General features: G+C 33.2%; 25 protein-coding genes and 2 tRNA genes. 24 read left to right on the top strand and 3 right to left on the bottom strand.

The window, feature by feature from the left end; genetic code table 11:
* Positions 1–31: 31 nt before the first annotated feature.
* Both C1638_RS03330 and C1638_RS03325 read right to left on the bottom strand, forming a co-directional pair.
* Complete coding sequence (locus C1638_RS03330; protein WP_109618162.1) at positions 32–3928, bottom strand: hypothetical protein; 3897 nt, start codon at positions 3926–3928, stop codon at positions 32–34.
* Positions 3929–4469: 541 nt separating this feature from the next.
* Positions 4470–9050, bottom strand: coding sequence for an AAA family ATPase (locus C1638_RS03325; RefSeq protein ID WP_109618160.1), 4581 nt, complete (start codon positions 9048–9050; stop codon positions 4470–4472).
* A gap of 662 nt (positions 9051–9712) precedes the next feature.
* Here C1638_RS03325 and C1638_RS03320 point away from each other — a divergent pair.
* The gene (locus tag C1638_RS03320) at positions 9713–11203 is read left to right on the top strand and encodes a recombinase family protein (RefSeq protein ID WP_109618158.1); all 1491 of its coding nucleotides are present in this window, start codon (positions 9713–9715) and stop codon (positions 11201–11203) included.
* Positions 11190–11354: a PTS sugar transporter subunit IIBC gene (locus C1638_RS03315; RefSeq protein WP_076350970.1), complete on the top strand. Its 165-nt coding sequence runs from the start codon at positions 11190–11192 to the stop codon at positions 11352–11354. The genes C1638_RS03320 and C1638_RS03315 overlap by 14 nt, the downstream gene beginning before the upstream one ends.
* Positions 11355–11612: 258 nt before the next feature.
* Here the strand turns inward: C1638_RS03315 and C1638_RS03310 are convergent, their stop codons facing one another.
* Positions 11613–11897 (bottom strand): hypothetical protein, encoded by a 285-nt coding sequence (locus tag C1638_RS03310; protein WP_123838316.1) that lies wholly within the window; start codon positions 11895–11897, stop codon positions 11613–11615.
* A gap of 142 nt (positions 11898–12039) precedes the next feature.
* On the opposite strand from C1638_RS03310, the gene C1638_RS03305 reads away from it, so the two are divergent.
* The 22 genes from C1638_RS03305 to C1638_RS03210 all read left to right on the top strand — a co-directional run bounded on the left by C1638_RS03305 (position 12040) and on the right by C1638_RS03210 (position 26694).
* Positions 12040–12261: a hypothetical protein gene (locus C1638_RS03305; protein WP_109618155.1), complete on the top strand. Its 222-nt coding sequence runs from the start codon at positions 12040–12042 to the stop codon at positions 12259–12261.
* Between the two features lie 4 nt (positions 12262–12265).
* A complete protein-coding gene (locus tag C1638_RS03300) occupies positions 12266–12823 on the top strand; it encodes a helix-turn-helix transcriptional regulator (RefSeq protein WP_109618153.1) in 558 nt (185 codons plus the stop codon).
* A gap of 40 nt (positions 12824–12863) precedes the next feature.
* Positions 12864–13061, top strand: a complete 198-nt coding sequence (locus C1638_RS03295) for a hypothetical protein (protein ID WP_109618151.1) — start codon at positions 12864–12866, stop codon at positions 13059–13061.
* 104 nt (positions 13062–13165) lie between these two features.
* Positions 13166–13272, top strand: a tRNA-OTHER gene (locus tag C1638_RS22235).
* A 71-nt stretch (positions 13273–13343) separates the two neighbouring features.
* Positions 13344–13449 (top strand) — tRNA-Asn (locus tag C1638_RS22230).
* 88 nt (positions 13450–13537) lie between these two features.
* Complete coding sequence (locus C1638_RS03290; RefSeq protein ID WP_109618148.1) at positions 13538–13765, top strand: hypothetical protein; 228 nt, start codon at positions 13538–13540, stop codon at positions 13763–13765.
* A gap of 6 nt (positions 13766–13771) precedes the next feature.
* Positions 13772–14077, top strand: a complete 306-nt coding sequence (locus C1638_RS03285; protein WP_109618147.1) for a hypothetical protein — start codon at positions 13772–13774, stop codon at positions 14075–14077.
* Between the two features lie 2 nt (positions 14078–14079).
* Positions 14080–14505, top strand: coding sequence for a hypothetical protein (locus C1638_RS22155; protein WP_123838315.1), 426 nt, complete (start codon positions 14080–14082; stop codon positions 14503–14505).
* 24 nt (positions 14506–14529) lie between these two features.
* Positions 14530–17517, top strand: a complete 2988-nt coding sequence (locus C1638_RS03275; protein ID WP_109618143.1) for a hypothetical protein — start codon at positions 14530–14532, stop codon at positions 17515–17517.
* 8 nt (positions 17518–17525) lie between these two features.
* Positions 17526–17873: a hypothetical protein gene (locus C1638_RS03270; protein WP_109618141.1), complete on the top strand. Its 348-nt coding sequence runs from the start codon at positions 17526–17528 to the stop codon at positions 17871–17873.
* Between the two features lie 35 nt (positions 17874–17908).
* Positions 17909–18973, top strand: a complete 1065-nt coding sequence (locus C1638_RS03265; RefSeq protein ID WP_109618139.1) for a hypothetical protein — start codon at positions 17909–17911, stop codon at positions 18971–18973.
* 47 nt (positions 18974–19020) lie between these two features.
* Positions 19021–19794: a DNA adenine methylase gene (locus C1638_RS03260; RefSeq protein ID WP_109618138.1), complete on the top strand. Its 774-nt coding sequence runs from the start codon at positions 19021–19023 to the stop codon at positions 19792–19794.
* The gene (locus C1638_RS03255) at positions 19791–19976 is read left to right on the top strand and encodes a hypothetical protein (RefSeq protein ID WP_109618136.1); all 186 of its coding nucleotides are present in this window, start codon (positions 19791–19793) and stop codon (positions 19974–19976) included. Before C1638_RS03260 ends, C1638_RS03255 begins: the two co-directional genes overlap by 4 nt.
* Positions 19977–20198: 222 nt before the next feature.
* Positions 20199–20447 carry a hypothetical protein gene (locus tag C1638_RS03250; RefSeq protein WP_109618134.1) on the top strand — a complete coding sequence of 83 codons (249 nt, stop codon included), beginning with the start codon at positions 20199–20201 and terminating at the stop codon, positions 20445–20447.
* Positions 20448–20489: 42 nt separating this feature from the next.
* Positions 20490–20939, top strand: a complete 450-nt coding sequence (locus C1638_RS03245; protein ID WP_109618132.1) for a hypothetical protein — start codon at positions 20490–20492, stop codon at positions 20937–20939.
* Between the two features lie 4 nt (positions 20940–20943).
* Positions 20944–21534 carry a hypothetical protein gene (locus tag C1638_RS03240; protein ID WP_109618129.1) on the top strand — a complete coding sequence of 197 codons (591 nt, stop codon included), beginning with the start codon at positions 20944–20946 and terminating at the stop codon, positions 21532–21534.
* A gap of 2 nt (positions 21535–21536) precedes the next feature.
* The gene (locus tag C1638_RS03235) at positions 21537–21938 is read left to right on the top strand and encodes a hypothetical protein (RefSeq protein WP_109618128.1); all 402 of its coding nucleotides are present in this window, start codon (positions 21537–21539) and stop codon (positions 21936–21938) included.
* Between the two features lie 13 nt (positions 21939–21951).
* A complete protein-coding gene (locus tag C1638_RS03230; RefSeq protein WP_109618126.1) occupies positions 21952–22272 on the top strand; it encodes a hypothetical protein in 321 nt (106 codons plus the stop codon).
* A 673-nt stretch (positions 22273–22945) separates the two neighbouring features.
* Positions 22946–23347 carry a hypothetical protein gene (locus tag C1638_RS03225; RefSeq protein WP_109618124.1) on the top strand — a complete coding sequence of 134 codons (402 nt, stop codon included), beginning with the start codon at positions 22946–22948 and terminating at the stop codon, positions 23345–23347.
* Complete coding sequence (locus tag C1638_RS03220; RefSeq protein WP_109618122.1) at positions 23347–23898, top strand: hypothetical protein; 552 nt, start codon at positions 23347–23349, stop codon at positions 23896–23898. Before C1638_RS03225 ends, C1638_RS03220 begins: the two co-directional genes overlap by 1 nt.
* A 39-nt stretch (positions 23899–23937) precedes the next feature.
* Positions 23938–24615 carry a hypothetical protein gene (locus tag C1638_RS03215; protein ID WP_109618120.1) on the top strand — a complete coding sequence of 226 codons (678 nt, stop codon included), beginning with the start codon at positions 23938–23940 and terminating at the stop codon, positions 24613–24615.
* A gap of 12 nt (positions 24616–24627) precedes the next feature.
* Positions 24628–26694, top strand: a complete 2067-nt coding sequence (locus tag C1638_RS03210) for a polysaccharide deacetylase family protein (RefSeq protein ID WP_109618118.1) — start codon at positions 24628–24630, stop codon at positions 26692–26694.
* Positions 26695–26708: the final 14 nt, after the last annotated feature.

Genomic DNA, 26708 nt, shown 5'->3' with positions numbered 1-26708 from the left:
AAATACGGAGAGAGATTTCCTATAATTAATATTAGTTTTTCAAATATTCTATTAATTTGGAAACGATTTCTTCTGTTGAAGATACAATGTTTTTCTCCAATGAACAGGAAACAAAATCTTGAAAATTGCTATAATCTTTTACATTAATGGATAACATCAGGCTGTCTATTTTATTCTTGCTTTGAAAGCTTGTACTTTCCAACCATATCTTTTCTATTTCTGAATTTTTATCCAATCTGGACCTAAATTCGCTAAGCCTCCATACTTCAAAGAATATTTTGGCTACATTTTCTTTTTCCTCATCGATAACTGAAAGAGTTGGTAAACTAATTTGAGGTAATGTTATAATGACTTTTTGTTCTAAGTATATTGGTAGTGGAGTCAATTTCTCTTGATCAATATCATAGTCACCATTCTTTGCTTTTAAAAAAGCCTTAAAATAATCATTATTAAATCTTATGCCCCCAATAGCCACGTTATCCTTTACAGATATTATTGAGAAGAATTGGATATCAAGTTCACATAATAATGCTAAATCCATTGATAATTGAAAGAAGGAATTTTCATCGGAAAAATCAAAGTTCTCTATACCGAAAGTCGCATAGGTCAGTGTTTCGGTTTCTTCAAGAGCGATGGGAAGTATAAACTTATAATCGGTATTTTCTTCAATCTTATTTAATACCTGTGTAAGCTTGCTCAAATTTTTGGTTTTGGCCTGATGCCACCATTCCTCAGCTTCCTTCTTTGCCACATGTACCGGGTTTTTGCTTTCTATAGGGAGTTGAGAAAGATAATATTGTACTGTTGCATATAATCTCTCAAAATATTGGTTTTCCAGTAAACAGATACCTTCAGAATCAAAATATGGAATTGTCTCGGCTTCAATTTTTCTAAATGCGTCCTGCATTATTTTTAAATTTAGATACACAGCTTTCATATTTATTAAAGCAATATTTCTATCATGTTCCACTTTAGGTATGAAGATATTCAGCATTTGACCGTTAATATTTCCAAGAGAGGCAAACCATTCATCTATTTCTTGTTCTTCTTTTTTATAGTTTGTTAGCTCAAAATATTTGTTCTCATATTTTGGATAAGGTTTTTTCTTAGTTAGAAAATCACTGAGCTTAGCTCTAAGCTGATCAAGTGACGCTGAGGCTTTATCTTTCTTTTTGTAATTTCCTTCTAAGAGGGAATCTATTAATTTAATAAAGTCTTTTGCCCATTCAATGGCAATTTGTCGAATATCAATTATATTTCTCTGCCATTCATATGCCGAGCTTTCCTGATAGTTTTTTTGTATCGTAGACAGCCAAATTTTGTTGAGGTGTGCATTGAACATATTACCAATTGCTTCCTTTGTTAGGTTTTTTATGGAATTCTGTCTAGTTATTGAAATAAGTCCCTCCGATGGAAAGGGAAGGAGTATTGCTTCTGTGCAATACTTTTCATATATGGGAAGAAATGCATGGAAAACCTGGATTCTAAAAACGCTGAATTCATTTGCTTTGTCTGCTTCATTAGAAAACAGAAGATAGTGAATATATACATTACCATCCTTCTCTTGTATTGTTAGTGAATTGGTATTAACTTTTAAATAGCTTATTATTGTATACTTATTTTTATTTATAAAATCTTTAAAGAATGATGGGTTATTGAGCTGTAAGTATAACATAAATTCTTTTGCCTCCTGAATCTCCAACTGAAGCAAATCATTAATATGTATAGTGTTCTGAATAAAAGGTAAACTTAACGGAATCTTAAGTTCTTTAAACCATTTGCACAGAAATTCCAGACCTTGATAGGAACTGACTGGTAAAGTACGTTTCGCAAGTTTAGTTTTTAATGAATTTGCAAATAAAACTAGATCGCTTTTTTCAAAGGAATAGACTGGTAACTCACTTTTATATTTTTCAAGTTGCTCAAAAATCGCTCCTTTTTCACCTAGGATACTTGATAATTCATTAAGTAAAGTAATTTTAGCGAATGGAACTGTAGCCATTGAAAAGATCTCAATACCTCCCGCATTATAAACATCGTCAAAGATTTGTTTATTAGCGGCCCAATAACGCTTAGGTTCTCCATGCATGATACCATCAAGAGCGAACACCATATCCGAAATGTCGTTTTCTGCCAAATAGTCCGCCAAATCATTATAGAAATCCACTTTATCATTTAATAATAAGAGCGGACTATTTATATAAAAATCATATTTGTAGTCCTCGTTAATTATTTTGAGAAGGTTTATGAGAGAATCACCTATAGGTAGATTAGTGTGTAATAAATCTTTTAAGTGATTTGACCTAACAGGATGAAGACCTTCAACAAAATGGTTATTAAAGTTCAAAAAATATTCTTTTTCAAGTTCTTGTAATATTAAACCTCGATCTTGTTGAAAACCAATGTGAGATTTGATGTAAGCCAAAAGCCTTGAGGTTTCAAGTTTAATGTTTAAGCAATCTGCCAATGAGACCATTCTCAGTATTTCAATTTTAGCATGGGATGAAATAGTGCCGTTGAGCAATTTTATTTGAGACGAAAGTCTATCATGGATCATCTGTCCTTTTGTTAAAAGGAATGCATACTCTATCAAAAGACCTTTTTCCATAACTTGCTCCCAAACCGGCTGCCAGTCTTTAACATCCGGATGGATCTTGTCTCTTTTCTTGAATTGTTCGAAAATATCTTTTGCTTCATTTGTTGACAAAGAAATATCTATCGATGTGAGATTGATCCGTGAAATATCAGCGCCAAACCTAAACCAATCCTCTTGCCTTGTTGTGATTAAAAATTTAATGGGCATATCAACTGTTTTCTCAGCAACTATATTCCAGGTAGTTACTAAACTGTTTAAACCATCGATTATAACTAGCGGATTCTCACCAATAAGAATTCTTGAGTCCAAGAATTCTATTACTGCATTTGCTTCGTCCGTGTCTTTGCAAGCATTGAGTTGATATAAGGTGTAATGGTGTTTTAAATTGTAGCCTACTTGCCAGGCTAAAGTTGATTTTCCTTGCCCGCTTGAAGATCTTACGACAACAATGTCTGAAACTTGTATTGCTGTCTCCAGCTTCTTTTCCCAGCTTTTTCTTCGTACAGGAAGACCTTGAGTGATGTGCGAGGGTCTGGCTGCTTTACCATCATAGTAGTCATCTGATTGCTTTCCCGTATGTTCATAAGATATTTTAGAGATCCAATTGTTACGTATAGCTTTGTTTATGGGCGCTTTTGAAAAGGAGTCTTTGATTGATTGAAACAGAAGATTGATATCATTTTTATTTATTGATGCCCGGTTTTCCGACCAGATAAGTATGTTATAAAATAAAGAATTTAGAAATTGGTTTTCAGTTCCCTTATTTATATTCCATTCCTTAAAGAGCAAAACCAGTATTTTTGAATATAAATCGTTTGCTGTTTGTTGTTCGAAAGAAATTCTATCTGCAAAATCATTAAAATTTATTGTCTTAGACAAAGTGATCAGTTTGTCTATCCAATACTTTGAAAGGTTTTCACCATGTTTTCTTCCCATGAATGCAGAAAGATTTCCATCTGCAATTTTCATATTATAAACAAGCTTGAATCTGCTTTCTGGGTTTTTATCGAATACCTCCAGAAAATTCTGAAGGACGCCTAGTTCCCAAAAAGTCCCGGCATTCATTTTATTAACGGATGACTTTAACTGAATATATTCAGAATCTGTACTAATAGCTTGAGAAGTATGTATGTCGATATCTTCTATGCCTTCCAGCTGTATATATTTTGTAGTGGAATTCTTATTTAATTTTAAAAGAATCAAATAACAAGCATATAAGATCTGATAATGAACTCCTCTAAAGTTTATGGCACCTCCATTTCTTTTTTTTAATATAATATCTAGATTTTCAGTGATACCTTTTAGGCTCATAGTTTTAGAGATAGTATTCATTATAAAATGTTTTATATGATTAATTAGAAGAAAAGTGATAAAAAAGTTTTTTCTAATTATGGTTTAACCTTTTTTCGCTGCAAACTACAAATATAAATATGTTTTTAGTCAAACAAATGTAGTATAAATCAAAATCCCATTTTTACGGATAACCATATTGTGTTTATACATTCGGAATTCTTTGATTTACAACTGATCGCTGTCTAATTTTGCATTTTTTATACATAGACTCTATGCACGATATTCATTATGAAATATGTTTGAAGCAAGGATGATAGCTCTGCTAAATTTTATGATGCAATTTTTAGATAATGAAAATGCGAAAAAATACATCTGGAACGAGTATTGACGATTAATAAAAAATAAAGAACTATCCTTAAGATAAAATCTTCCTATAATATAATATTTAGCATATTTAACAGTCGATAGCTATCTATATCTGTTCCAGGTGACAACTGAACTTTTCTGTCATTTTCTTTGGATTGTCATGTATTGTATCACGTTTGAAATCCTTTCAAAAATATGAAAAATGAAGTCATTTTTAAAGATTGGCTTCATCCAGAATTTTTTCCGTTTCTCTTGAAAATCGATCATCCATAAGAACCCTGTCAAAAGCAAGGGTTAGATTCCAGCGTGCAGAAATGCTTTCATTATCATTACCATCAAGGCTACTGAGTGCACACAGAATAAATTTTGTGCCCGAAGAAGTATATACATCAATAAATTCCTGATCATCTTTAAATTTGTCAGTGTTTAGCACGATCTCAAAAAGCTCTATGGCCTGATGTGGATAATCTTTGCACTGTGAAGTGAGATATTCTATTAATGAGTCATTGACCCTAAAGAAAGGCGACTGGATATATTTTGTCAAAAATGTACTTATATCGCTTAATTTGATATTGATCGATTCATTGAAATTTATTCCTTGGTTTTCATAATCTTCTTCAGTTAACCTTTCTAGCACATAGTCAAGTAATTGATCGCTTTTTTGCTTGGCTGCAGGCACGGCATAATAATTATGCAGAATAGTGCCTATGGCAAAAGAGTATACATATTTATTATTTTCCATAAATCGGTAAAGCAAGGCATTCGCATCGGTCTTATCATGTAGATCGGAAAAATATAAAATATTGAACAGTGCTTGGCTATCATCCTGTCCGAGACAGTCTGCAGAAACCAGCCTTTCAAAGGCCGGAATGAGTGCCTCGAAATTATAATTAGCCATATAATGCATTGACCAGATCGAGGAAGCGAGGACATGAATGCTGTTTTCATTGTTGACCACACCACTGAATATCTCGAAAGCTCTTGCGGGGTCAGCATTCATTAAGTATGCAAACTGATAAAGCGCCGCGGCCCTGCAGTGAGCAGGAGCTATTTCAAAAACTATTTTTAGGGTACTGAAAACCTGATCGAAGTAATTGCTGTCAATAATATGTACAAGAGCAGATGCCGCAGATCCACTTGCTGTGTTAAGACCTTGAGTGACGAGGTTGTCCACTGAGGTCTCTTCTTCCAGAGGATCAAGATCAGCATGATCCAACGAAAAATCAAGTGCACATGACAGTAGGAAATCGATTATGGAGGAATCATCATTTTGATTTTTTGAGAGATTCTCGGCGATGTAGCGGCAGACCCTCTGCAGTTCCTTGCTCATCGGGAGCTTCAGAATCTGCTTAAATAGCTCACGTGCCTGTTTTTTGTCCGCCTCACTTTCAGATAAGCCCCAAAGTCCATATATCGCGTATTTGAGTTGAATGTCGGGATCATTAAGGGCGGAGCTAATTATATCTATCATTTCATCGGTCGGGTCTTCTTGTACGCATTTTTTTAAAGCGTATGCATGTTCCTGAATATCTCCTTTAAGAAAAGGACGGTCAAAATCGCTTTTTGAACCATCATACTTTTTAAAGGAGTCAAGCCATTGGACCTTCTTCATGTGTTTATAGGCTTTTGGTGGTATGGGTGTCTGTACGACACCGGCTATGACATGACCGCTTCTTTCCCTGTCTTTGTAATCTGGAAATCTTCTCGCTAGTTCAAGTTCTGCTTGTTTCAGTTCAGGGTCACTAGCAATGATCTCTGCAGGCAGTCTTTTTATCCAACAGTATTTGGTCAGACCCCACCATGTTGATATTTTTTTCTTTCCACTGCCCAGTTTGATGATCATGATTTCGTGGCTGAATTTCAGTTCTTTAATCAGTTTGATCATCTTTGACTGCTCCTCTAAATTGAAAAAAGGAAAAGTCTTTTCAAACAGTGTTCTGCTTTCCACTGCAATTGTTGAATCGTAATAAATTTCATTTAATGTCAGGAGGTAGGAGCAAAGCTCAAAGGTTTGTGCTGAATAATAGATATGATCTGAATCCAGTGCAAAAATGAGCAGTCTGAGAACCGACATTATTTCCGAGTCTTTATTTGTATCAAAAAAAGAGAGAAACTCAGGATCCCGAGCTTGGGCAGAATTTCGCAGACTGTGGGCCAGTAGGGTATAGCGGGATGCCCTGCCTTTCTGGAAATCTCTATCCTGGAAACGAACCTGCATATATTTATAGTTTCCCCAGAATTTTTTCTCAGTTTCGGCTGTTTTGAATTCAGCTTCGAAACAGGAAAACAAGATAGGAAAAAGCTGGGTAGGTGCAGTTTTTAACAAGGTGTTCAGTACAACATCTGGCCCCAGCGGATCCTGTCTGCCGTCATTCAGGGGGGTATTAGATAAATCCTGGGCCATCAGATTTATAGCATAGCTGGGATTGACATGAGCAATATTGTCTACTGTACGGTAATATCCATATGGATCTATTTGCTTAAAGTCTTTGCAGTCTTCAAAAATGCTGTATTTAATGGGATCATCCCAATTTGTTGTTGCCCTGAGTATCCTTCTAGCGAAACTCTGGTCTCGACGTTCCAAAATAAATTTCCAACTTCCATTGTAATCTAGTATGGCAGCACGATGGAGGAAATCTGATGCCTTGTTTTTTAATAATGTCTGCTCTTTTGGCTGGAGATACCTGCTTTTGGGTATGATATTAAAGTTTCCGTCAAGAATTTCTAAAAAGCTATTTCTGTCTGCAAAATGGAACCAGTATTGAGAATGTGCATGCTGAAAGAATAAAATCATAAGGTGATAGGATTCCTTTACAGCTTCTTTAACAATTGCTTTTTCCTGTGCTAAAGGGGTTTCATGAAAAAGTACTGAAGACAGGATCATATGTTTGATATGAAAAAGGATCTGGCTATCATAAAATATATCTTTTAGAGTTTTAAGGTACATGGTTTGATCAAAGTCACGTAAATAGTTCAGGATCATTTTCACCGCTGAGCGCAAATGCAGAGTTTGCCCGTTATTTTTGATATAATCTCTGAGGTCGAGCCCACGTTCAACAAATTGTTTTGCAAATACAAAATCATAGAAAGACTGATGGAAGAACTGCAACTGGTTTTCCTCCTTTTTTAGTAATCTTTCACTTTTCAAGTAACTCAATTCTTGCGCATAGTCTTCAAATTGCAATTCACTGACGGTGATGTGCTGTATACTGAACATTTTATCGGCAATTTTATAGAGCAGTTCCCTTGTCAATTTTCTATCTGCTGGTTCCTTAGGGGAGAGATTGGTGATCTTTTGGGTCCACAGCTCCAGATACATGTCATGAAGTGTCTTCAATCCAAGGCTGCCGTGGTTTGATTTATAAATTCTTGAGAAGACATTCAGGTGATTCGGAATTTTTAGAAGTTCCAGCAATTTGCTATTTAGCATGTTGCGGTGTACGTCCAATTTGGCCAGCTGGGTAAGCACTTGTCCTTCAGTCAACGGGTTAACCGTCACGGTTTCAATATTCCTGTAAACCTGTAGGGCAGGATCATAATGGAGATCAAAAGTCCTGATAGAAATTATGATCCTGATATTTTCATCGTGGCGGTACTGCTCGATTACGCTCTTAAATACTTGCAGATAGGATCTGTCGGTTGACATGGACTGTGAAAGCGCATCAATCTGATCAATTAAGATAACTGTCGTTCTATACTTTTGTTTGCATTTTTCAATAAACTCGAATATGGGAATAGAGAGACCTATTTTGTCCTGGAGCTCTTTTATGCTTGTGGCGGCCAGTTTATCAGCTTTTAGTCCGAGCACAGGGATATCATTAGCTCTCAGCCTATCATAAAGATCCTTTAAAATAACTGTTTTACCCATTCCTGCATTTGCGACAAGCAGACACAGGTTCAACGCCCTGTTTTCATTGTCTCTTTCCGGATTTTTTTTTATCCATTTGAAAAGCTGATCGGTTTCCTCACGTTCGATATGGGAATCATTAATTTCTGAAAATTCATTTCTTTCGGATTTTAAGCTGAGTGATCCTGTATCAAGCTGTTGGTCAATCTTTATATCTTCTTTGGACTGATCTACTAATTTTTCAAGTAGCAGCTCTTTAACCTCCATAATGACAGAATTGTCGGTAACCGTTCTGACTTCAAAGAATAAGGTGCATAGATGTGCGCTCCGAGGATCACTGAGATAGGCATCCAGATCTGGTGTGTTAATCTTTTTTACATTAATTCTTGACAGGACATCACGTACCTGCTGCAGGGTTTCATCTATCTTGAGTTGCAGCTGTTTGAGACTTTCATATTTGTTGATATTGTAGTTCACCCAGCTAGAGAGACTTTCTTCTGTGCCTATCAGTGATCTAAATGCATCGATAAAATCGCTGCAATCTACTGTGAAACCTTTTGATACTGCAATAAAATAGGTGAAGTTATCTGGATCCTGAAGGATGTCCTCTGTTAGAAGACTGTAAAGTACAAACTTTGTTATCTCTTTGCCAAAATTGTTTTTATCCAGATTTTTGTCGTACTTCTTGCACTGGATAAGTCCATTAGTATTTCCATTATAGAAAAGTGAACAATCTCTTCCTTTTTCAGATACACCTGACATCAGGCTTACCTCATCAAATTCCATAAATTGAGCCCTGCCCAACTGTGCTTTGGCAATGCTGTATAGAAGCTCTTCAAAGCGTCTATCGCTCGAAATCTGGTTGTAAGGATATGATTGATTCGCAAAAGCTATTGGTTTAAAAGGGTCTTCCGTTATCTCTGGAAATGTATGGACGATCTGTATCATGGGATAATAATCTATAAAGATAAGAAATACAAAATTATTTTTCTACAGCTTTTAGTATTTTACAACAATGATTAGAACTGCTGGAAGTGTCTTTTTGTTGAAAGTTGAAAGCTTAAAATGTTATCTCAATGAAATTGTCAATGGGGTTGATTAGTAATGGGTCAAAATTGAGTTTTGAATATGACTAGTTAGAAGGTTGCAATAATAGTAACATGAAAATAATATTTACAATGAAAGGCTACTTAGTGGTGATCTCTACTAACATCCGAATCATTCTTTTTTTTTAAGTTTAATGTATTAATTATAAGTGTGTTAAAGTTGTTTCTATAATTCTGCCAATGATTAATCTACCCGTGAATTAAAGATGAAATATAAAAGTAGATCTTATGCAATTAATTGATTATTGCTGTAATATTTCCATTGTACTGCGATATCCTGGCTGATAGGATTGTAGTCAAAATTTTGCAGTTCTTTAAAAATACTTCTGATATGTGATATGTGGGTTTCATATTAATGTGATAATGTCATTAATTACTGCTGTTACTATCAAAGTTTTCTACTGAATTTCCCGTTTTAATTTGATACAGCATAAACTGCTTTTTGTTTATCATTTCATATACTTAAAAATATTAATTTGTAAATCAAATAAATACATTAATTATATGAAGTCAGCCTATTTATATGTCCGCGTAAGTACAGACGAACAAAAAAGAAAAGGTTACTCTCTACCAGAGCAGGAGGATAGATTATTGAAGTATTGTAAATATAACAATATAGAAGTCAAAGGAATTTATCGGGAAGACTACTCTGCCAAAAATTTCAACCGACCAGAGTGGAAAGAATTATTTTTAGAAATTAAAAAGAAATCATCGGCAGAAGAAAAGAACATATTATTTATCAAATGGGACCGATTTAGTCGTAATGTTGAATATGCATATGAAATGATTGGAAAGCTTAGAAAATATAAAACGATAGCAATGGCTATTGATCAACCAATTGATTTCTCTGTGCCGGAAAGCACAGTTATGTTGGCTGTATATTTAGCTGTTCCAGAAGCAGAAAATACTCGGAGGGCTCAAAATACTGCAAATGGCATTCGTAGAGCGAAGTTGATGGGTAGGTATCCTAATAAAGCACCTATCGGATTTATTAATTTGACATTAATGGATGGTAAAAAAACTATTGCTCCTAAAGAACCTGAAGCGGATATTATAAAGTGGTCTTTTCATCAAGTTGCCCAGAACGATCATAAGATTTCTGAAATCATGAGAATGGCTAATGAGAAAGGATTGATATGCTCACGGTCACACTTTTTCAGAATTTTACGGAATCCAGTTTATTGTGGGCTTATATCAGTCAAACTTAAATCTAATGAAGAACAAATGATAAAAGGTTTGCATGAACCCTTAATATCTGAATCGTTATTTTATCAGGTTCAGTCTGTCATTAATACAAAAAGAAAAACTACAGCTAAAAGGGATGATTTAAAAGCAATGTTTTTTCTTAGAGGTTTTTTGATTTGTCCTGTTTGTGATCGAAAACTCACTGGAAGTATTGCACAAGGAAGTTCAAAAAAATACCCATATTATCATTGTCATGATCGCTGTAGGACAAGGATAAACGCAGTTTTTCTGAATGATTGTTATCAAAATAAGCTTCAGCAATTAATACTATCAAATAATACAATTGACTTATTTAAATGTATTTTACAAGACCAGAATATAAAGACACTGAAAGCAAGTTATTTGCACAATCAAAATTTAATTGAGAGAAAAATAAAAGAAGAGGGACAAGTTCTTTCTCAAGGCAGAAAGTTGTTTTTAGCAGGAGTATTAAAAATTGATGACTACAATGAATTAAAAAAAGAGAATCAAGTTAACATTAGGCATCTTAAGAAGGAAGCGCGTGATATTTTTCTTAAATTAAAAGCTATTGATAAAAAGGATCAAATAAAAGATAAAGAATTAGTCGAAGTTTTTCGAAAATTTTCTGAGTTTGATACCTCAGACAAAAGATGTCTTGTGAGTCTTATTCCACCAGTTGATATTGATTATAAAACAGGAGATCTCTCTTTGGGCTTGAATCAAGCATTCTCAAAAATATTATTAAAGAAAAGTAACCGAAAAACTAATAAGAAAAATGAATTTCATTGATAAAAATGTTTCAGTTGAGCAAGCAATTATTCTTCTTGCTAAGAATGGAATTCAGGTAAATGAGAAGGAAGCTAAAATTATATTGGAATTACTATATTTAGTATCAAAAAATTATGATAAACCGAAAGAGAAAAAAATATTAGAACCTTAATGGGATTTCAAACTATGTTTCAATACCGATGAAATCTCTGATAGAGCACTTTTAGACTGTCTGTTTCAGATGGACTAGGGATTTCATATCAAAAAATTCAAACCATAAAATATCAGGCTGTAAAAGTTTGATATAGAGTATTTTATGTGTAAAAAAAGAGAGACAACTATCAAATAGTTGTCTCCTTAAGTGACCTCGACAGGATTATAATAATTGTTGTTTATCAATGTGTTAGGTTTTGATTGTGCCGGATTTGTGTCAAATCTTCGCATTTAATGTTATTTTTTTGATTTCTCTTAGATACTTAGTAAGTTCTTCAAGGCGGTTTGAATCATTTGAACCGCCCTTTTCTATTTTATAAAAATCCTCATCCACATTTACATCAATTAGTGCATTTAGGTCAATCTCAGGAGCGTATTTAATTATTGCTTCAAAAAAATCCTGCGTAAATCTGTTTCTTCCATTCAGCATTGCTGATAAATTAACTCTTTTAATATCCAAAATTTCAGCAAATTCTTTAACCTGCAAGTTTTTAATACTCATGTGATAATAAATTTTCTCACTGATTGTCATATAGTTATGGATTTTTAATTAAAAATTTTGCGTTACGTATTGTATCGCAAGATATAATACATATCTTTGTGACGTTAAGTAACACAGTGCAACAAATTGCAACGCAAAAATAATGAAAAAGAAGCAAGTAAAAAAAATTGATTCCAATATTAAGAGTGCGTTTGAATTGATAGATAACTATTTACCCCATCATTATACAGGTAAGGTGCTTGAAATAGTTCCTACAGCAACTCGAAGCAATATTAGAACAGTTAGAATGAGAAAGGAGGGAGATCCTCTTATCATTGCAGCTTTGAAACAGGTTGCAATGAAAAATAAATCAATACTAGATTAAATAAATGGCTTCAACTAGACTTTATCCGGGAATGTGTGACGCTTCCCTTGAGATTTTCTTTAATGAAAAAGAAAATGAATTAATGATAATTAAAGGAGGCAGTGTAATGAACTATGATTCTTTACCTGATTCTGAAACCCAATTTTTGGATGAAATTATCAAAAATGAAACTGATGTTAGAATGATCCTTGAATCTTGGAGTCTTTCTAATAAAGATCAAAAAAAAATGTTGGCAAAATGTAGGTTTGGAGGATTGAATTTCTCCCCAGATTATAAGAATGGAGAATGTCAACCTGATGGGATTGATTGTCCACTTGCCAATGAATGTATAGGTTTTGGAAAGGTTTGTAAACCTATTAATTATAATGGTAATAGACTTTCAAATTTTGATATTAAAACCATTCAACTATTGATTTCGTCAATGAAAAATACAGTCATTGCTGAAGAGTTGGAGATTCCTTTAGGTTCCTTTGAAACTTATAGAACCAAACTCTACAAAAATTTGAATGTAAATACAAAACAAGAACTGGCCAGAGTAGCGATTGAATTGGGCCTGGTTTAACTGTTAACCTTATCCCCGTTTAGGCGGGGTTTTTATGAAAATGAATTGGTTAAAAATACCTTTAAAAATAGATGTTCATAATACAATTATGAAGATTGAGGGAATAAATAATGAAAAGGATTTATTCGCCTTTTCCAGAACTCTTAGAAACTACCAGGATTTAGGATTGATAAGGGTTCCTGTTAAGGTAAAGGATAAGCTTTCAATGCAGTTGATGAAAATTTATAAAAAAATATAAAGCACTTTTTCGAAAGAAGTTCTAAAATGGAATCAAAAGCAATGTTTTCTGTTATAATCGTGAGAGCTTCAATCAGAGTAGATGATCTTTAAGTGCTTTTAATCGGAGAAGATAGCTTAGGGGAACAGAGCGCTGGGCTATTCCATTCCATCTGAAAAACGTGTAAGGGGATGGACCTCAGGGGGCGGGGGTTCGAATCCCTCCTTTTCTACACTCATGTTTAATTTGAGTTTTCATGGTTATTAGTTTTTACCCGGCTGGTTTCGCTGGTCGGGTTTTTTAAGAGAAGTGGCGGAATGGTAGACGCCTTGGCAGACTGTTGGTTCAGTGCTCATGAGATTAAAGGAAGATAACGCCTCTCGTATCGGTTCGAATCCGGTCTTCTCTACAACTCATGTTTAATTTGAGTTTTCATGGTTATTAGTTTTTACCCGGCTGGTTACGCTGGTCGGGTTTTTCCTTAAAAAAAGATCATTATGAAACCAGAAATAAAGCAATTCGTTGAATCATATCGAAATAAACCAAAGATAGAATTTTCGATATCGGATTTTAAAAATACCTATGGAAACATATCGTTTAATAAACTTCTCAAGCACCATAACCATGATATATGGAAAAAATGTTCATGTGGTAATGAAGAAGATTTAAGAATGACCTGGCATTGTTCCAATTGCGGAAAAGAGCTTTTCAAACCCAAAAATTAGATAATAATGAATCAATACTTAGTTTATGTGAATTGTAATTCTCAACCAAAAAATACACTTGAAAAAGAACTTATAAAATTCCTAGGTAAAATAGACCGAACTATTATAGATAAAAAAGACCTACAATCTTTTAAAGAAAATATTGCAAGTCAGATTGGCTTTATTTCTCAGGAAATTGAAAGCAACTCTACTGGTATTGTATGGTATAGTAGAGGAGAAAAAAACAAAGACTTTGGTTTAAAAGGGCTTGATTTCGCGATAGTTCGGATTTATGAAATCAAAAGAAAGTATGAAATAACTAAACCAGAATAATAATGAGTAGCAAAAAACACCGGAGAAAATTAAAAAAAGTTCATGAGGGGGTAGGATGTATTCAATTATCTAATATGTTGAATACTATAGCTAATAGTGCAGATAGAACTGCTATATGTTTATCAAATTTTGTTAACAATATAAACTATGCATTGAGTATGAATATAGAACTTATTAAGCAAGAAACGAGGACTTATTATATATCAGATGGGAAAGAAACCTCCCTTTTAGAAAAAGTAAAAAATTTGAAAGAAGATGTGAGAGCAGATTTTAAAAAATGGAAAGAATCTAATCCCTATCTACAATTTTCAGATTTTAAAGATAAATCTATTGAAGAAATGAAAGCAGGAATGCAATTTCTTGGAGAAATAATTTACGTAGGTCTTTTCCTTATTGCATTGGAAGAGATTGAGCAGGAATCAGAGTGATAACCATTAATAACAGATTATAGCATGTCATTTCCAATACAACAGGAACAGATTTTTGAAGCAACAAATGGAGGCTGGGATTTAATTGAAAGATTTCTTCCAGAAGCTAATTTAAATAAGCATTTTAAAATAAGAAAGGAAGGTACAGAGAGTGCTAACGTTTCGAAAAAAGATGGTATTTATTTTGTGAAAGACTGGGGTGCTTCAGGTGATTTTTTTTCACAATCAAAACATGGGATCCACATTTATTCCCACTATACCGGAAAGACTTATTTTGAATCTCTTCTTGCGTTGGGTGAAGAACTTAATCTAATTGATAAAAGTAAAAGCAGAGTAAAGAATATTACTAAATGTCCATTTAATGAATATGAAGGGGTAGAATTAAACGATGATGGATTTGCCTATACTACCAAAGAATTTTCTGAATATGAATTGGAGATTTTAGGACCATTGGTAACACCGGATATTTGTAAAAAATACAGGCTTTTTTCTTTAGAATCTTATAGTTGGATTAAAAAAGTTGAAAATACACAAAAAGAGTTCTGTGATGTTTTTACGGTTACTAGTTCCGAAACATATCCAATTTTAGCGTTTATTATATCTGAGGGTGGTGGATTACCTAAATTATCATTGCGTGGTCCTAAGAAAGATGTAAAGGTTGAACCTGCAGATCCTTCCAGAGAATGGCTAAAGATTTATCAGCCAAAATCTGCGGATAAAAAATATAGGTTTTCTTATTTAGGAAAAAAACCGAAGCAACATATTTTCGGTTTAGATATCCTGAAAAATATGACAGTTAGTAAAGAAGATATTCTTGATGAACATGGTCATGCTACAGGAGCAGAAAAAGAAGTAATCACAAAATTAAAAAAAGTGATCATTTGTTCCGGAGATCGTGATTCAATCAATATGGCTTCAACCGGAAAAGCAGATGCTGTAGTTTGGTTTAATTCGGAGACAGCAGATATTACTGAGTCAGAAATAGGATTATTATTCAAACATTCACATGAGGTTATTAATGTTCCTGACCTTGATCCTACGGGTGTGGAAGCTGGAAAAAAGATTGCCCTTGAGCATATGGATGTTAAGACTGCCTGGCTTCCAGAAGAAATTACAAAAAGAAAAGATTTCCGTGGAAATGCCTTGAAAGATTTCACCGATTTTATGAAAACTAATAGCAGCTTTGATGATCCTCTTCAACTAGAATTAAAAAGAAAGGTTGAAAGGTTTTTAGAGCTGGCGAGACCAGGGAAATTTTGGACAAGTAGTTACAATAAAACAAGAAATACAACCGACTATAAAGTTAATTATAAAAATGCTTTTAATTTTTTAAAACTTAATGGATTCTACCGTATTAAGGATGAGAATAGAAAAGAAGGGTACTATTTTGTAAAACAGGATAAACACATTTTAAAGGAGGTTTCTGCTCAGGAGATTAAAGATTTTTTCAACAGTTTTCTGGACGAAAAACAACGAGAAAAAGGTTTATCACTTTATCCTGATGATCTCTTAAATATGTTGATCGGTTCGGAAGCTGTTTCCGATAAAAAGCTTGTGAATTTGGAGGTTAAGGATTTTGATTTTACAGATTATACAGCAAATAGTCAATATTTCTTTTTTGATAATTTCATCTGGAAAGTTACATCTGAGGGGATTGAAGAAATTACGAAAGGTTATAGCCGTTACGTGATGGAAAACGATATTTTAAATACCATTATTAAAAAGCAAAATCGTCATATACTTAATACTCGTGAAATTAAAATTGAAGCTCCTTTCTTTAAGGCAAAAAAAGATGAAAATGGAAATTGGGATTTAACAATACTTAGAAAAGATTGTGATTTTCAAAACTATTTAATCAATGGTTCCCGGGTTTTTTGGAAAGAAGAAATTAAGAATCTTCCTCAATCCAAAATTGAAAATTATTTGAACGAAAATAATTTCATTCTGGATAAGTATAAAACTGAAGGTTCTGAAACCGGGCTAGATGATGATCAAGTTTATGAGCAAGAATTACACTATCTAAATAAATGCTGGTATTTTGGGTATAACCTACACCGATATAAGGATCCTTCAAGGGCGCTTTGCGGGTATGTTATGGATAATGAAGTGGTTGATGATTCAGAGTCTCACGGTAGAACCGGTAAATCACTACTTTCAAATAAAGCAATAAGGCTTTTTATGAATTCAAAATATATGGGTGCTCGAAAGAAAGGATTGCTGGAAAGTGATTTCCTTTATGATGGAGTTACTGAGCAGACAGATTATATTTTATTTGATGATGCAGATAAGAAGTTTCCATTTAGTCAACTATTCACTGATATCACGGGAGATTTGAATGTGAATCCAAAAAATCAAAATGCTTATTTAATTCCTTTTTATCAGTCGCCAAAAATTGGAATTACAACAAACTATGCTCCTATAGGTTTAGATTCGTCCACCACTGAAAGGATTTTATTTGTAGCTTTTTCAGACTGGTATCATGGCGCAAAAGATGGTTTTGACAAACGAGAACCGAAAGATGATTTTAAAAACATGTTCTTCACAGAGTGGGATGACAAGCAGTGGAACCTGTTTATCAATTTTGCGATGCAGTGTCTTCAGTTCTACCTTTCTACAAACGAGAAAATAGGAGCGCCACAAGGAAACATTAAAAAGAGAAATCTTATTTCTGAAATGGGGCCTGTATTCTTAGAATGGGCCGAAAGTTACTTTATTGATGAAAATCTAAACCGTGAAGTCATTAAAAAAGAAGCACATAAGAATTTAGTCGATTATAATGCTTCTGTGAAAAACATTTCTGCAACATCATTTAAAAACAAATTAAAGCAATTCTGTGAATTAAAAGGATACATATTGAATCCAGCAGATAAATTGACTACTTCAGATGGTCGAATTATGCGAAGCTATAATGGAATTGCAACTGAATATATATACTTGGCTGAACTCAATGGACCACTTGGAGCTGGTGAGGATCATGAAATAAAAGATAGTGATAGTGACTACCCTTATTAAATAACATTATGGAAACAAAATTTGCACAATGGGCGCCATTCAGATCTGATTTGCGGGAACAGTTTGGATACCTGAGTTTTAATTGTACGCTGATCAATTTAGATATTATCGGAATAAAACTCCTTAGAACGGGTGATGTGGTTGTGATAACGTACAGGGGAGCACGAAAAACAGGTTTTATTTATGAGGGCGGACAATTGACTGACCAGCAGGTTTTCAGAATTTTTACTGACATGCCTATGAATTACAATGAGCTTGCAAGATACGAACAAGAGTATGCTGGAAGAATTGAAATTTTGGCTCCTCCTCGAGATAATTATGTATTCATAAGCGAACAGGAGGTCAGCCGGAAATAGAGGATTAATAAATGTAAAAATGTAATACTGTAATAATGAAAAAAAAGGGATTAATCTCATTTTCTGGTGGTGAAACTTCGGGTTTTATGTTGTGGTGGCTTTTGGAAAACAAAAGTAACGAATATGACTTCACAATATTATATGCCAATACAGGACGTGAAAATGATGCAACTCTTGAATTTGTGAAAAATTGCGCTGAATATTTCGGGTGTGAAATAATTTGGGTTGAAGCTGTTATAAGATTTAAAGTACGTGCATTTGGAAAATTTAAAACTTTCACATCTTTTGAAAAAAAAAAAGATTATTTAAATTCTTTTTCTCCTGAACAATTGAAAGAAATTGAATTTAATAAAGTAGATAAAAAATCAGGTATTCCAATTTTTAGAATGTGTGTTGAAGAAGTTGATTGTGGGACTGTACATAGGATCGTAACATACCAAACAGCAACCCGAAACCAGGATTGGAAGAAGCGAAACGATACACCATATGAAATGATGGTTAAAAAATATGGACTGGCCAATGTATCAAATAGGGTTTCTACTCGTGAATTAAAGGAAAGGCCTATACATTCATTGATGAAAAGTTTAGGACATAAAGCTTATGATACCTTCATTGGGATAAGAGTTGATGAATTTGATCGTATGTCTAAAGAAAGAAAGGATTTAAATCTATTTTATCCATTGGTTGTCTGGAAACCTTTCACGAAACAGCATGTTAATTTTTGGTGGTCTATTATGCCCTTTAGGTTAATGTTACAAGGTTGGGAGGGGAATTGTATTACGTGTTATAAAAAATCCTTTGAAAAGCTCATGCAGATTATGATTGATGATCCTTGGAAATTTGAATTTGATGAATACTTAGAAAAAAAATATGGATTCTATATTCCTAAAAAAAAACTCATAGAAATGTTTTTTAAAGGGAAAGAACTTCCAAAGTTACCATTGAAAATATTCAGAGAGAATAGAACTGTGGCAGAAATTCGAAAAATGGCTGGATCGGTCAAAAAGAAAATAAAGGATGATAGTAGAACAACAGCTGTTCAGCTATCAATATATGATGACGAAGAGAGTTGTGAGGTATTTTCACAATGTGGGAATTGAATAAGCGGTCAGTAGAGGATTAATAAATATAAAAATGCAAAACTATAATGATTTTAACAAGACTTGGAAATAAAAGAAAGATGTACAAAAACTTAATTGAATACTTTCCGCCTCATAGAATGAGAATAGAATTATTTTTTGGTGCAGGTGGAAGCTTTTTTTACTTACCAAAGCCAAAATATTCAATTGTAAATGATTTTGATGATGATGTCACCAATTTATATATGGTTGTTCAGAATTACTTGGAAGAATTTCGAAAGGAAATTATGAAAGTTCCGATATCAGAATCTATGATGAAATACTGGAAAAACAATATAGAGGTTGATCCGCTTAAAAAAGCCATAAGATTTATTTTTTTATCAAATTTTTCATACCTGGGCAAAGGAGATACTTTGAGATTAGGCTTAGATAATGCAAAACAGTCTATTTTAAATAATCTGGATGAAACATTTTTAAAGCTACAAGATGTTAAGATAATGAACCGGGACTTCAGGGAGGTTTTACCACGAATAAGTTTTACAAAAGGTTTAAACGATAAAGAAAAATGCTTTGTTTATTTAGATCCCGTGTATTTAGATACTGAAAATTATTATAAAGTTCCAAATTGGACAAGACAAGATAGTATAGATTGCTTAGATATAATGGTTAATTGCGGAATTAATTCAGCAATGTCTGAGTTTGAAAATCCTTTCATTATTCATGAAGCAAAGAAAAGAGGGCTTAATATTATTCTTTTAAAAGAACGTGCTAATATCAAGAAAAGGCAAACTGAAATTCTTATAACAAATTATTCTAATCAACAAAAACTTTTTACAATATGAAAAACAACTTTAAACATAAAAATATGAAAAATTTAAAAGCATTGTCAAAAAACAAAATGAAAACTATTACAGCCGGTATGAAATGGACTAGTGATAGGGGATGCGGTGTACTGGATCTTAGAGGAGGTAAGCCACGATGGCAGGCGGAACTTGAACAATGGTGGTGTAACTTAACAAACTAAAACTAAAACCAAAACAATGACAAATACATTTAAAAATTATTATGTGATACAGCATCCAAGTGGATCAATCATTCCCGAATCCATAAAGTCACAAAGAAAGATTTGTATCGAAAGTTGGTTAGAAAAGACAATCCCTTGGAATGAAGCTAAAAAAATTGGCTGGAAATGCTTGAAAGTAAACATAAACTTTGAAATACTTTAACAAACAAATAAATTATTACAATGGAAAATCACGAAAAATTTTCACAAAAACTAAGAAGAATTAATGAAATAGAGGGCTACAATTCAACAATTCACCCTTCTAAAGATGGAGTTCATTTAGCAGAAATAAGAACAGAGAAGGCTATGTCAGCTGAGTCGCTAACAGGTTTTAAAAATATTGCTTTTCTTATTGAAAATAATGAAGAACAATTTAATGATTCTGACTGCAGAACTTTAAACTTTAAATATATTTTTCAAATACCAGAATAACCCCGTGCCATCTTAGGATGGCACTTTAAAACAAGAATTATAGTGGAACAAGAATTAGTAAAAACAGAACTTCCGGTATTTAATGCCTTTCATCCTGATCAGATAGATCACTTAGAAGTATTCAGTTATTTAACAGGAGATTTCACTAAATGTGAGTATTGGGGGTATAATAATGAAGAAGAAAATGGGCTTCCTTATTATGATTTTGGGATAATCGGAGATTTTCATTTTGATCTTTTTAAGGATAAAGTTCGATTTTATTATGGAGATCCTCCAGCATATGGGGTAACTGACTGGGAGAGTGATAAACTTATTTTCACTCAACATGGATCTGTATTCCCTGAAGGATTTATGACTTTTGGTTACTTCGATTTAGAACATACCTATGGTACAGCACCAAAACAATTATTAGATTTTATCAAAATGATTTGCAATTTTTTAAGTAGAATAGAATATCATAGAGAATATTTAATTCATTCAATTATTAAGTAAAAACATGGAATATATTAAACAATATTATGACCTTCCATTCCTATCAAAAGGAATGAAGGTAGAAGCTGATGGTAAATCAGGAAAAATAAATAAAGAAAAGAACGGATATCTTGAAATTCTTTTCGATAATGGGATTAAAGCCTTAGCTCATCCAACGTGGGAAATAGTCTACTATAATGAAAAGGGAGAAATAATCAAGGATTTTCGGAAACCTAAACATAAAATAGAGAGACAGAAAAGAATACTTGAAAAAAATAAATTTGATGAATTAATTAATATGGCTTCAGGTAAGGCGAATGTAGAAATCACACCTAATCTCCGCTTGAAACATATAGTAGAAAATAATTGGGATGATGATAACAATTTAATAGCTGTTTCATGCGATTTTATAGTATTTAATGAACCAATTATGGCCTATATTATAGTAGATGATCTTCAATTGGATAAGCCCAGATATGGGGAAATAGAAAGTGAGGACCTGATTCATGATACTGCAAAATCACTATTGAATAGTATTGATATTTGGGAAAAGCTCGTTCCTGTGTTGAAGTACTATAAAGAAAAGTGGGAAGAGATACAAAAACTTCCATTCTAACTATGAAAAGGCGAACAGGAAAGAGTTGGTATTTATTATCAAGAGAAAGTCCCAATAAAAATTGGCAGGAAGAGCTAAATCAAATCCTGAAAATTTTAGATTATAAACCTGAAACGAATCTTATACAGAATGGGCTTGATTACTTTCGTAATTGTCACACAACAAGACCAATTTCTTATCCAGGTGATTCTATTTATTATAATATTTTTATGAATGGAATGAGAAAAGGGCTTAATCAACAAGACGCTTTTAATTTTGCCAAAGACATTATAGACCGCGAAATGAAAATACTAGATATGACATTAAGTTCTGGCATGGTATATATATTTAATTGGCAGGAAGAACCTTCTTTGAGCTTTCTTAAGTATAGTAAATTTTTTAAAACATATTTAAATCAACAATAAAAATAATAAAATTATGGACAATACTCCACTATCTTTTTATGGACAAATAGATTTTACAGAGCTTCAGGAAGCTTTGAAAACAGGAAAAGCAAAAGCGGCCTGGGTAGATTTAAAAAAAGGCCGGCATTTAATGGTAGATATTAACGTCTGGGTAAAAAGTGAGGCAGATCAGTATAACAACAATGCTTCCATCCAGGTGCAAAACAAAACTGAATTCCAAGGCGAGAATCAGGCTTACATTGGGAATTTAAAATATAAGAAACCTAAAACTACAGAAGCCAGCTCAGAATCTATCTCGCAAGCTATGACGGAAGAAGATGATCTTCCGTACTAAAAAAGGGCGTATTACTTACGTCCTTTTTTTTATAAATTGTTACGGAAACCCGCAATCACATCCTTTAAAATGAAAGTAATTTAGTTCTATGAAAGCAATTAAAACATTTTTAAACGATTGTATGCTATTCAAGCATAAAGACTTTCAAATGAGAATAATTGGAGTTGTTATGTGGATATGGTTAGCTGCATTAATTTGCCTTTTATACTGGATCTTTTCTTAAGTAATGATTCAGAATTCAAAATCCTACTAATTTTTTGGTAGGATTTTTTTATGCGATTCTCCGGATTTAGAAATTACAGTCCCGGCATTCTTCAAAAAGAAGAAAGGGCGACGGTTTAAATACTCCCCTTGCACCCCTCGAAAAATTGTTTTATTTTGTAATATTGTAATTAATAATAGGAAATGCAGATTTGTAAGGCATTACAGATGTTTTATTTTTTTGTAATTATTAAATTACAATTACAAAAAAAATGTAATAAAAAAGAGTATTACAAAATGCTTACAAAGCTGAAATAATCAAATTACAATATTTTAATGAATTAAATATATTGATTATCAGGAAATTACGTTTTAATTACAACCTTACAAATAAATTTCAATTTTTTTGATTTTATTCATGATATTTTTTATACCGTAGGATACTTTTCGTATCTTTGAGTAAATTCTAGATATGAAAAGTGATCCGTTGTATATCAGTAAGTTGTATTTATTTTATAAAGAAGAACTTTATGATGGTATTCAAAATGATGAAATCATATTTAAAACCAATTCTAAAGAAAGTTTTGACTATACACCTGGAACTGCTTTCTATGAGTATGAAACAAAGCTCTCTCAATCTGGCTCATACATTCTCAATACAATTAGTTTTTCAATCCCTGGCAAACCTGCAATAGAAGATATTCGGAAGATAACTCAAATAAGAGCCGTAGTTGCTATTGCAATTTCAGGAAATGAAGAGAAAAAAATTGTGCTTTATAAAAATGATTTCTTTAGTAATACTCCATTACAGGTGGCTGTAGGAGGTTCTTTAGATCGGTTTTCTGTAAAAATAACATCCAGTAGTTTAGATTAATGATTCGCCTTAAGCCCATAGAAGTTCCAGGTTATCTTATACCCTTTATATTAAAAGAATGTGACGGCGTATGCATTATTAAGGATGGTGGATATTATAAACAAATTTTGATTGAGCCCAAAAGCGTTTTAGGTCATTTTATTACCACACGTTTACCCAATAAAAAAATGGTCAGAGAATATTGTTTAACTATCTACTGTAAGAATGAAAATAGTAAGCTGATAGTTGGTAGTGAAATTCTTAATTTCTACAATAGCTCTGAATTTTCTATAGATCTTAGTTTTGAAGATCTGGATTATTTCTACAAGTTCTTAGATTCCTACTTCCGTACATACTTCTGTTTTTTTGTCAAGGGCTATTGCCGTGGGAATAACTATAAAAATAAAATTAAAAAGGCCATCAATGATTTTTGTAAAATCTATGATCTGTTAGAGTATGGGTACTCAGAAAACCAAATGAGGATTCTATACTATCGTTATACGAATAACGGAGTTCTTTCACTTTTTCAAAATAATAATAAACTTAATTACGGTTTTTTTGGTGTAACGTAAAAAGAGGGCTTAATCCTGGACTTTTGTAAAAAAAAACGAATGTCCACTTCTTCATTTAGACTCAACGCTCGTAAACCAAAAAATTCATCTTCTGGGCTTCCAACACCTAAAAAAGGAGAACTGTATATATTAGATACAGATGATATCATATCATTACCACCTACTGTTGATAAGGGAATTGTATGTACTGGCGATATTCATTTAAAGCCTGGAAGACGATTCCATATTCTATACTTAACACCTTCAACGCAAAAGCGTAATATTAAAACAGATGGAGATGCTGAATCAAGGGGCTTCAAAAAGAAAGTGAGTGGTGCTTATCCTGGTGATGAAATAGAAATTCATCAGTTCATAAAAAATAATATCAATAAAGGATTCGTAGTGGTAATGAATTCATATGATCAAGTTTATCACAGAATTTATGGAAGTAAAGAAAATCCACTTTATCTAACAGGCGAATTCAATGATGATAATGATAAGAAATCATGGGAGATAACCTTTGAACAGAACTTTGCTGATGAAACTCCTCTTTTATTTTACAATGGATCAATAATTTTAGATGAATCAGCACTTGAAGATCCGGATATAGATTTTGAAGGCATATTCGCTCGTAAAGATGGAACCAACCTAAATGAGCCGCAAAAAGTTTATTGGGCAAATATTCTCTCTCCTTATTTGCAAAATATAAATAAATTTCCAATAAAAAATCAATGGTAAAAACTAATAATTATGAATGAATATTTAGTGCCAATTACTACAATAACTCTCCCTCCTATTTCAGATCTACAGGGGAGACAAGGTATGTTTATCCTGCCTGATGGTTCAATTAATATTAATAAAAAAGATGGAACATGGCTTCATATCAATAAACAGTCAGATCATGCTGGAGTATTAAAACCAACAGATGTGGTTTCTGTACAACCTGGCTCTGCAAAATGGTATTGGGCGGGTCCAGGTGTTTACAATAATGTATCCCCTGGATTCAATATTGATAAACTTGGAATTATTTCTTATGACGGAGCTAAATGGGGGCTTGTTAACGTCGAAATAATGATTAATTCAAAAAAAGTATTTGATCCAGCAAATGACAATGATCCATCTACAATGAAAGCAGCAGCTGATAGGTATGATTGGACTACAGTTGCATTGCAGAATTTTGGGGACAGCGCAAATACCGGGACACTTACTCTAACATGGGCGGCTTCGATTATTTTAAGCGATGGTACCGTTCAAGCGAACGCAAATCATTCAATGTCTGAAATTCCTGTGCCGGTGGGGTATAAGTTTTTCAACTTTAAAGGGCCAATGTGGAATGCAAATGCACCTGTAGATACCTATTCAACTATATTAGCCAAATTAAAGAATGGGTCCTATAAGGTTTTGCTTAAAGGTGATACAACGTCATCCGTTGTCGATAAGTCGATATATATAACCGATGTTGCAACTTTATATATTAACTCAAAAAACAATACACTAAACACGTTTACTACAAGTTTTAGCAATAGAGGAGTTAATAGTGTAAAAGAATATATGGATGCTGAAATATTAAAGTTGGCAGCTCCTATTGATTTTTCGAAAGCGTTGGAGAAATCCATGACTGAAGTAAAATACAATAAAATATCAGATATTAATATAGCCTCACCAGGTAACGGTTTGCTCAACAAAGACAATACGATTGCAGCGGGTACAGAAGCTAGCTATAGGAACTTACAGAACGTGCCGACAAATAATGCGAAATACATGTTTTATTGTGCGCAGAGTTATACGGGTACAGAGGCTCAGTTAGAGATATACGCCTCTCTAATAGGAATTAAGAAAAACGGGGAATTAACGATTTTAATAAAAGGAACAACAGACGCAACAAAGGAAACTATTATAATGTTAGATATTAGTTCCTACGAAAAGATATCATTTTGCTGGGTTACTAAACGGCAAACTGACGGATGGCAACCTATTTTTTCATTTTACAATGTTGTCAAAAAAGTCAATTTTCCAAATATTCCGAAAGCTAAAAACCTGTCATTAAATAATGATATTAAGGGCGGCGCGGTTACTTTTGTAGATGACGATATCAACGGCGCAGCATTAGGGGGATTAGCCCCATTTATGCATAAAAACGGGGTGCCGTTTGGCGTTGCGTGTATTAGTGCTGTGGCGAAAGCCAATCCAAACACCATGGAACGGATTCTCGGGTTTTATAACCTGGGTTTAATTGATATAATAAACCACACAGAAAGCCATTTACCCAATATGAATGGCATTACATATGATGAACAATATCAGGAGATAAAAAAATGTAAAGATTACTTGGATAGTTTTGGTTTGATCAATGATATGTATGCATCCCCGTACGGGAACTTTAATCAAGACACTCTAGACATATTAAATTTATTAGGATATAACTTTCATTTTAGAGCAGATACAGCCAGTAATGGATTAAATTCAGTTGATACATTTTACAATATGGGTATCTATAGGTTGAATTTTGGATTAATTCAGCCTCCTCCCGGAAACACTCTAACTAAAGAACAAATTAAATCAATCATTTCACAGGCACACAGCGAAAATAAATTAGTGGTTATTATGACTCACTTCCGCAATAACGGAAGTAATCCATCAGACTTTTTCACGCAATTGCAGGAAATAATTGACCATTGCAGAACTACCGGAACAAAGATTCTAAGGCCGAGAGAAGCAGTTGAAAAATTCTCTAATATAATTGAGGTTGACAATGGATTTAGAATTACAAGAAACGGAAAATTGCTAACTGACCATATTCCATTAAGCGCGAATTAAATCTTTAGGAAATG

The organism is Chryseobacterium oncorhynchi, assembly GCF_002899895.1.
GTDB classification, from domain to species: Bacteria; Bacteroidota; Bacteroidia; order Flavobacteriales; family Weeksellaceae; genus Chryseobacterium; species Chryseobacterium oncorhynchi.
Note: the sequence above shows the minus strand (reverse complement) of the source record. Positions and strands in the feature narration are given on the sequence as shown.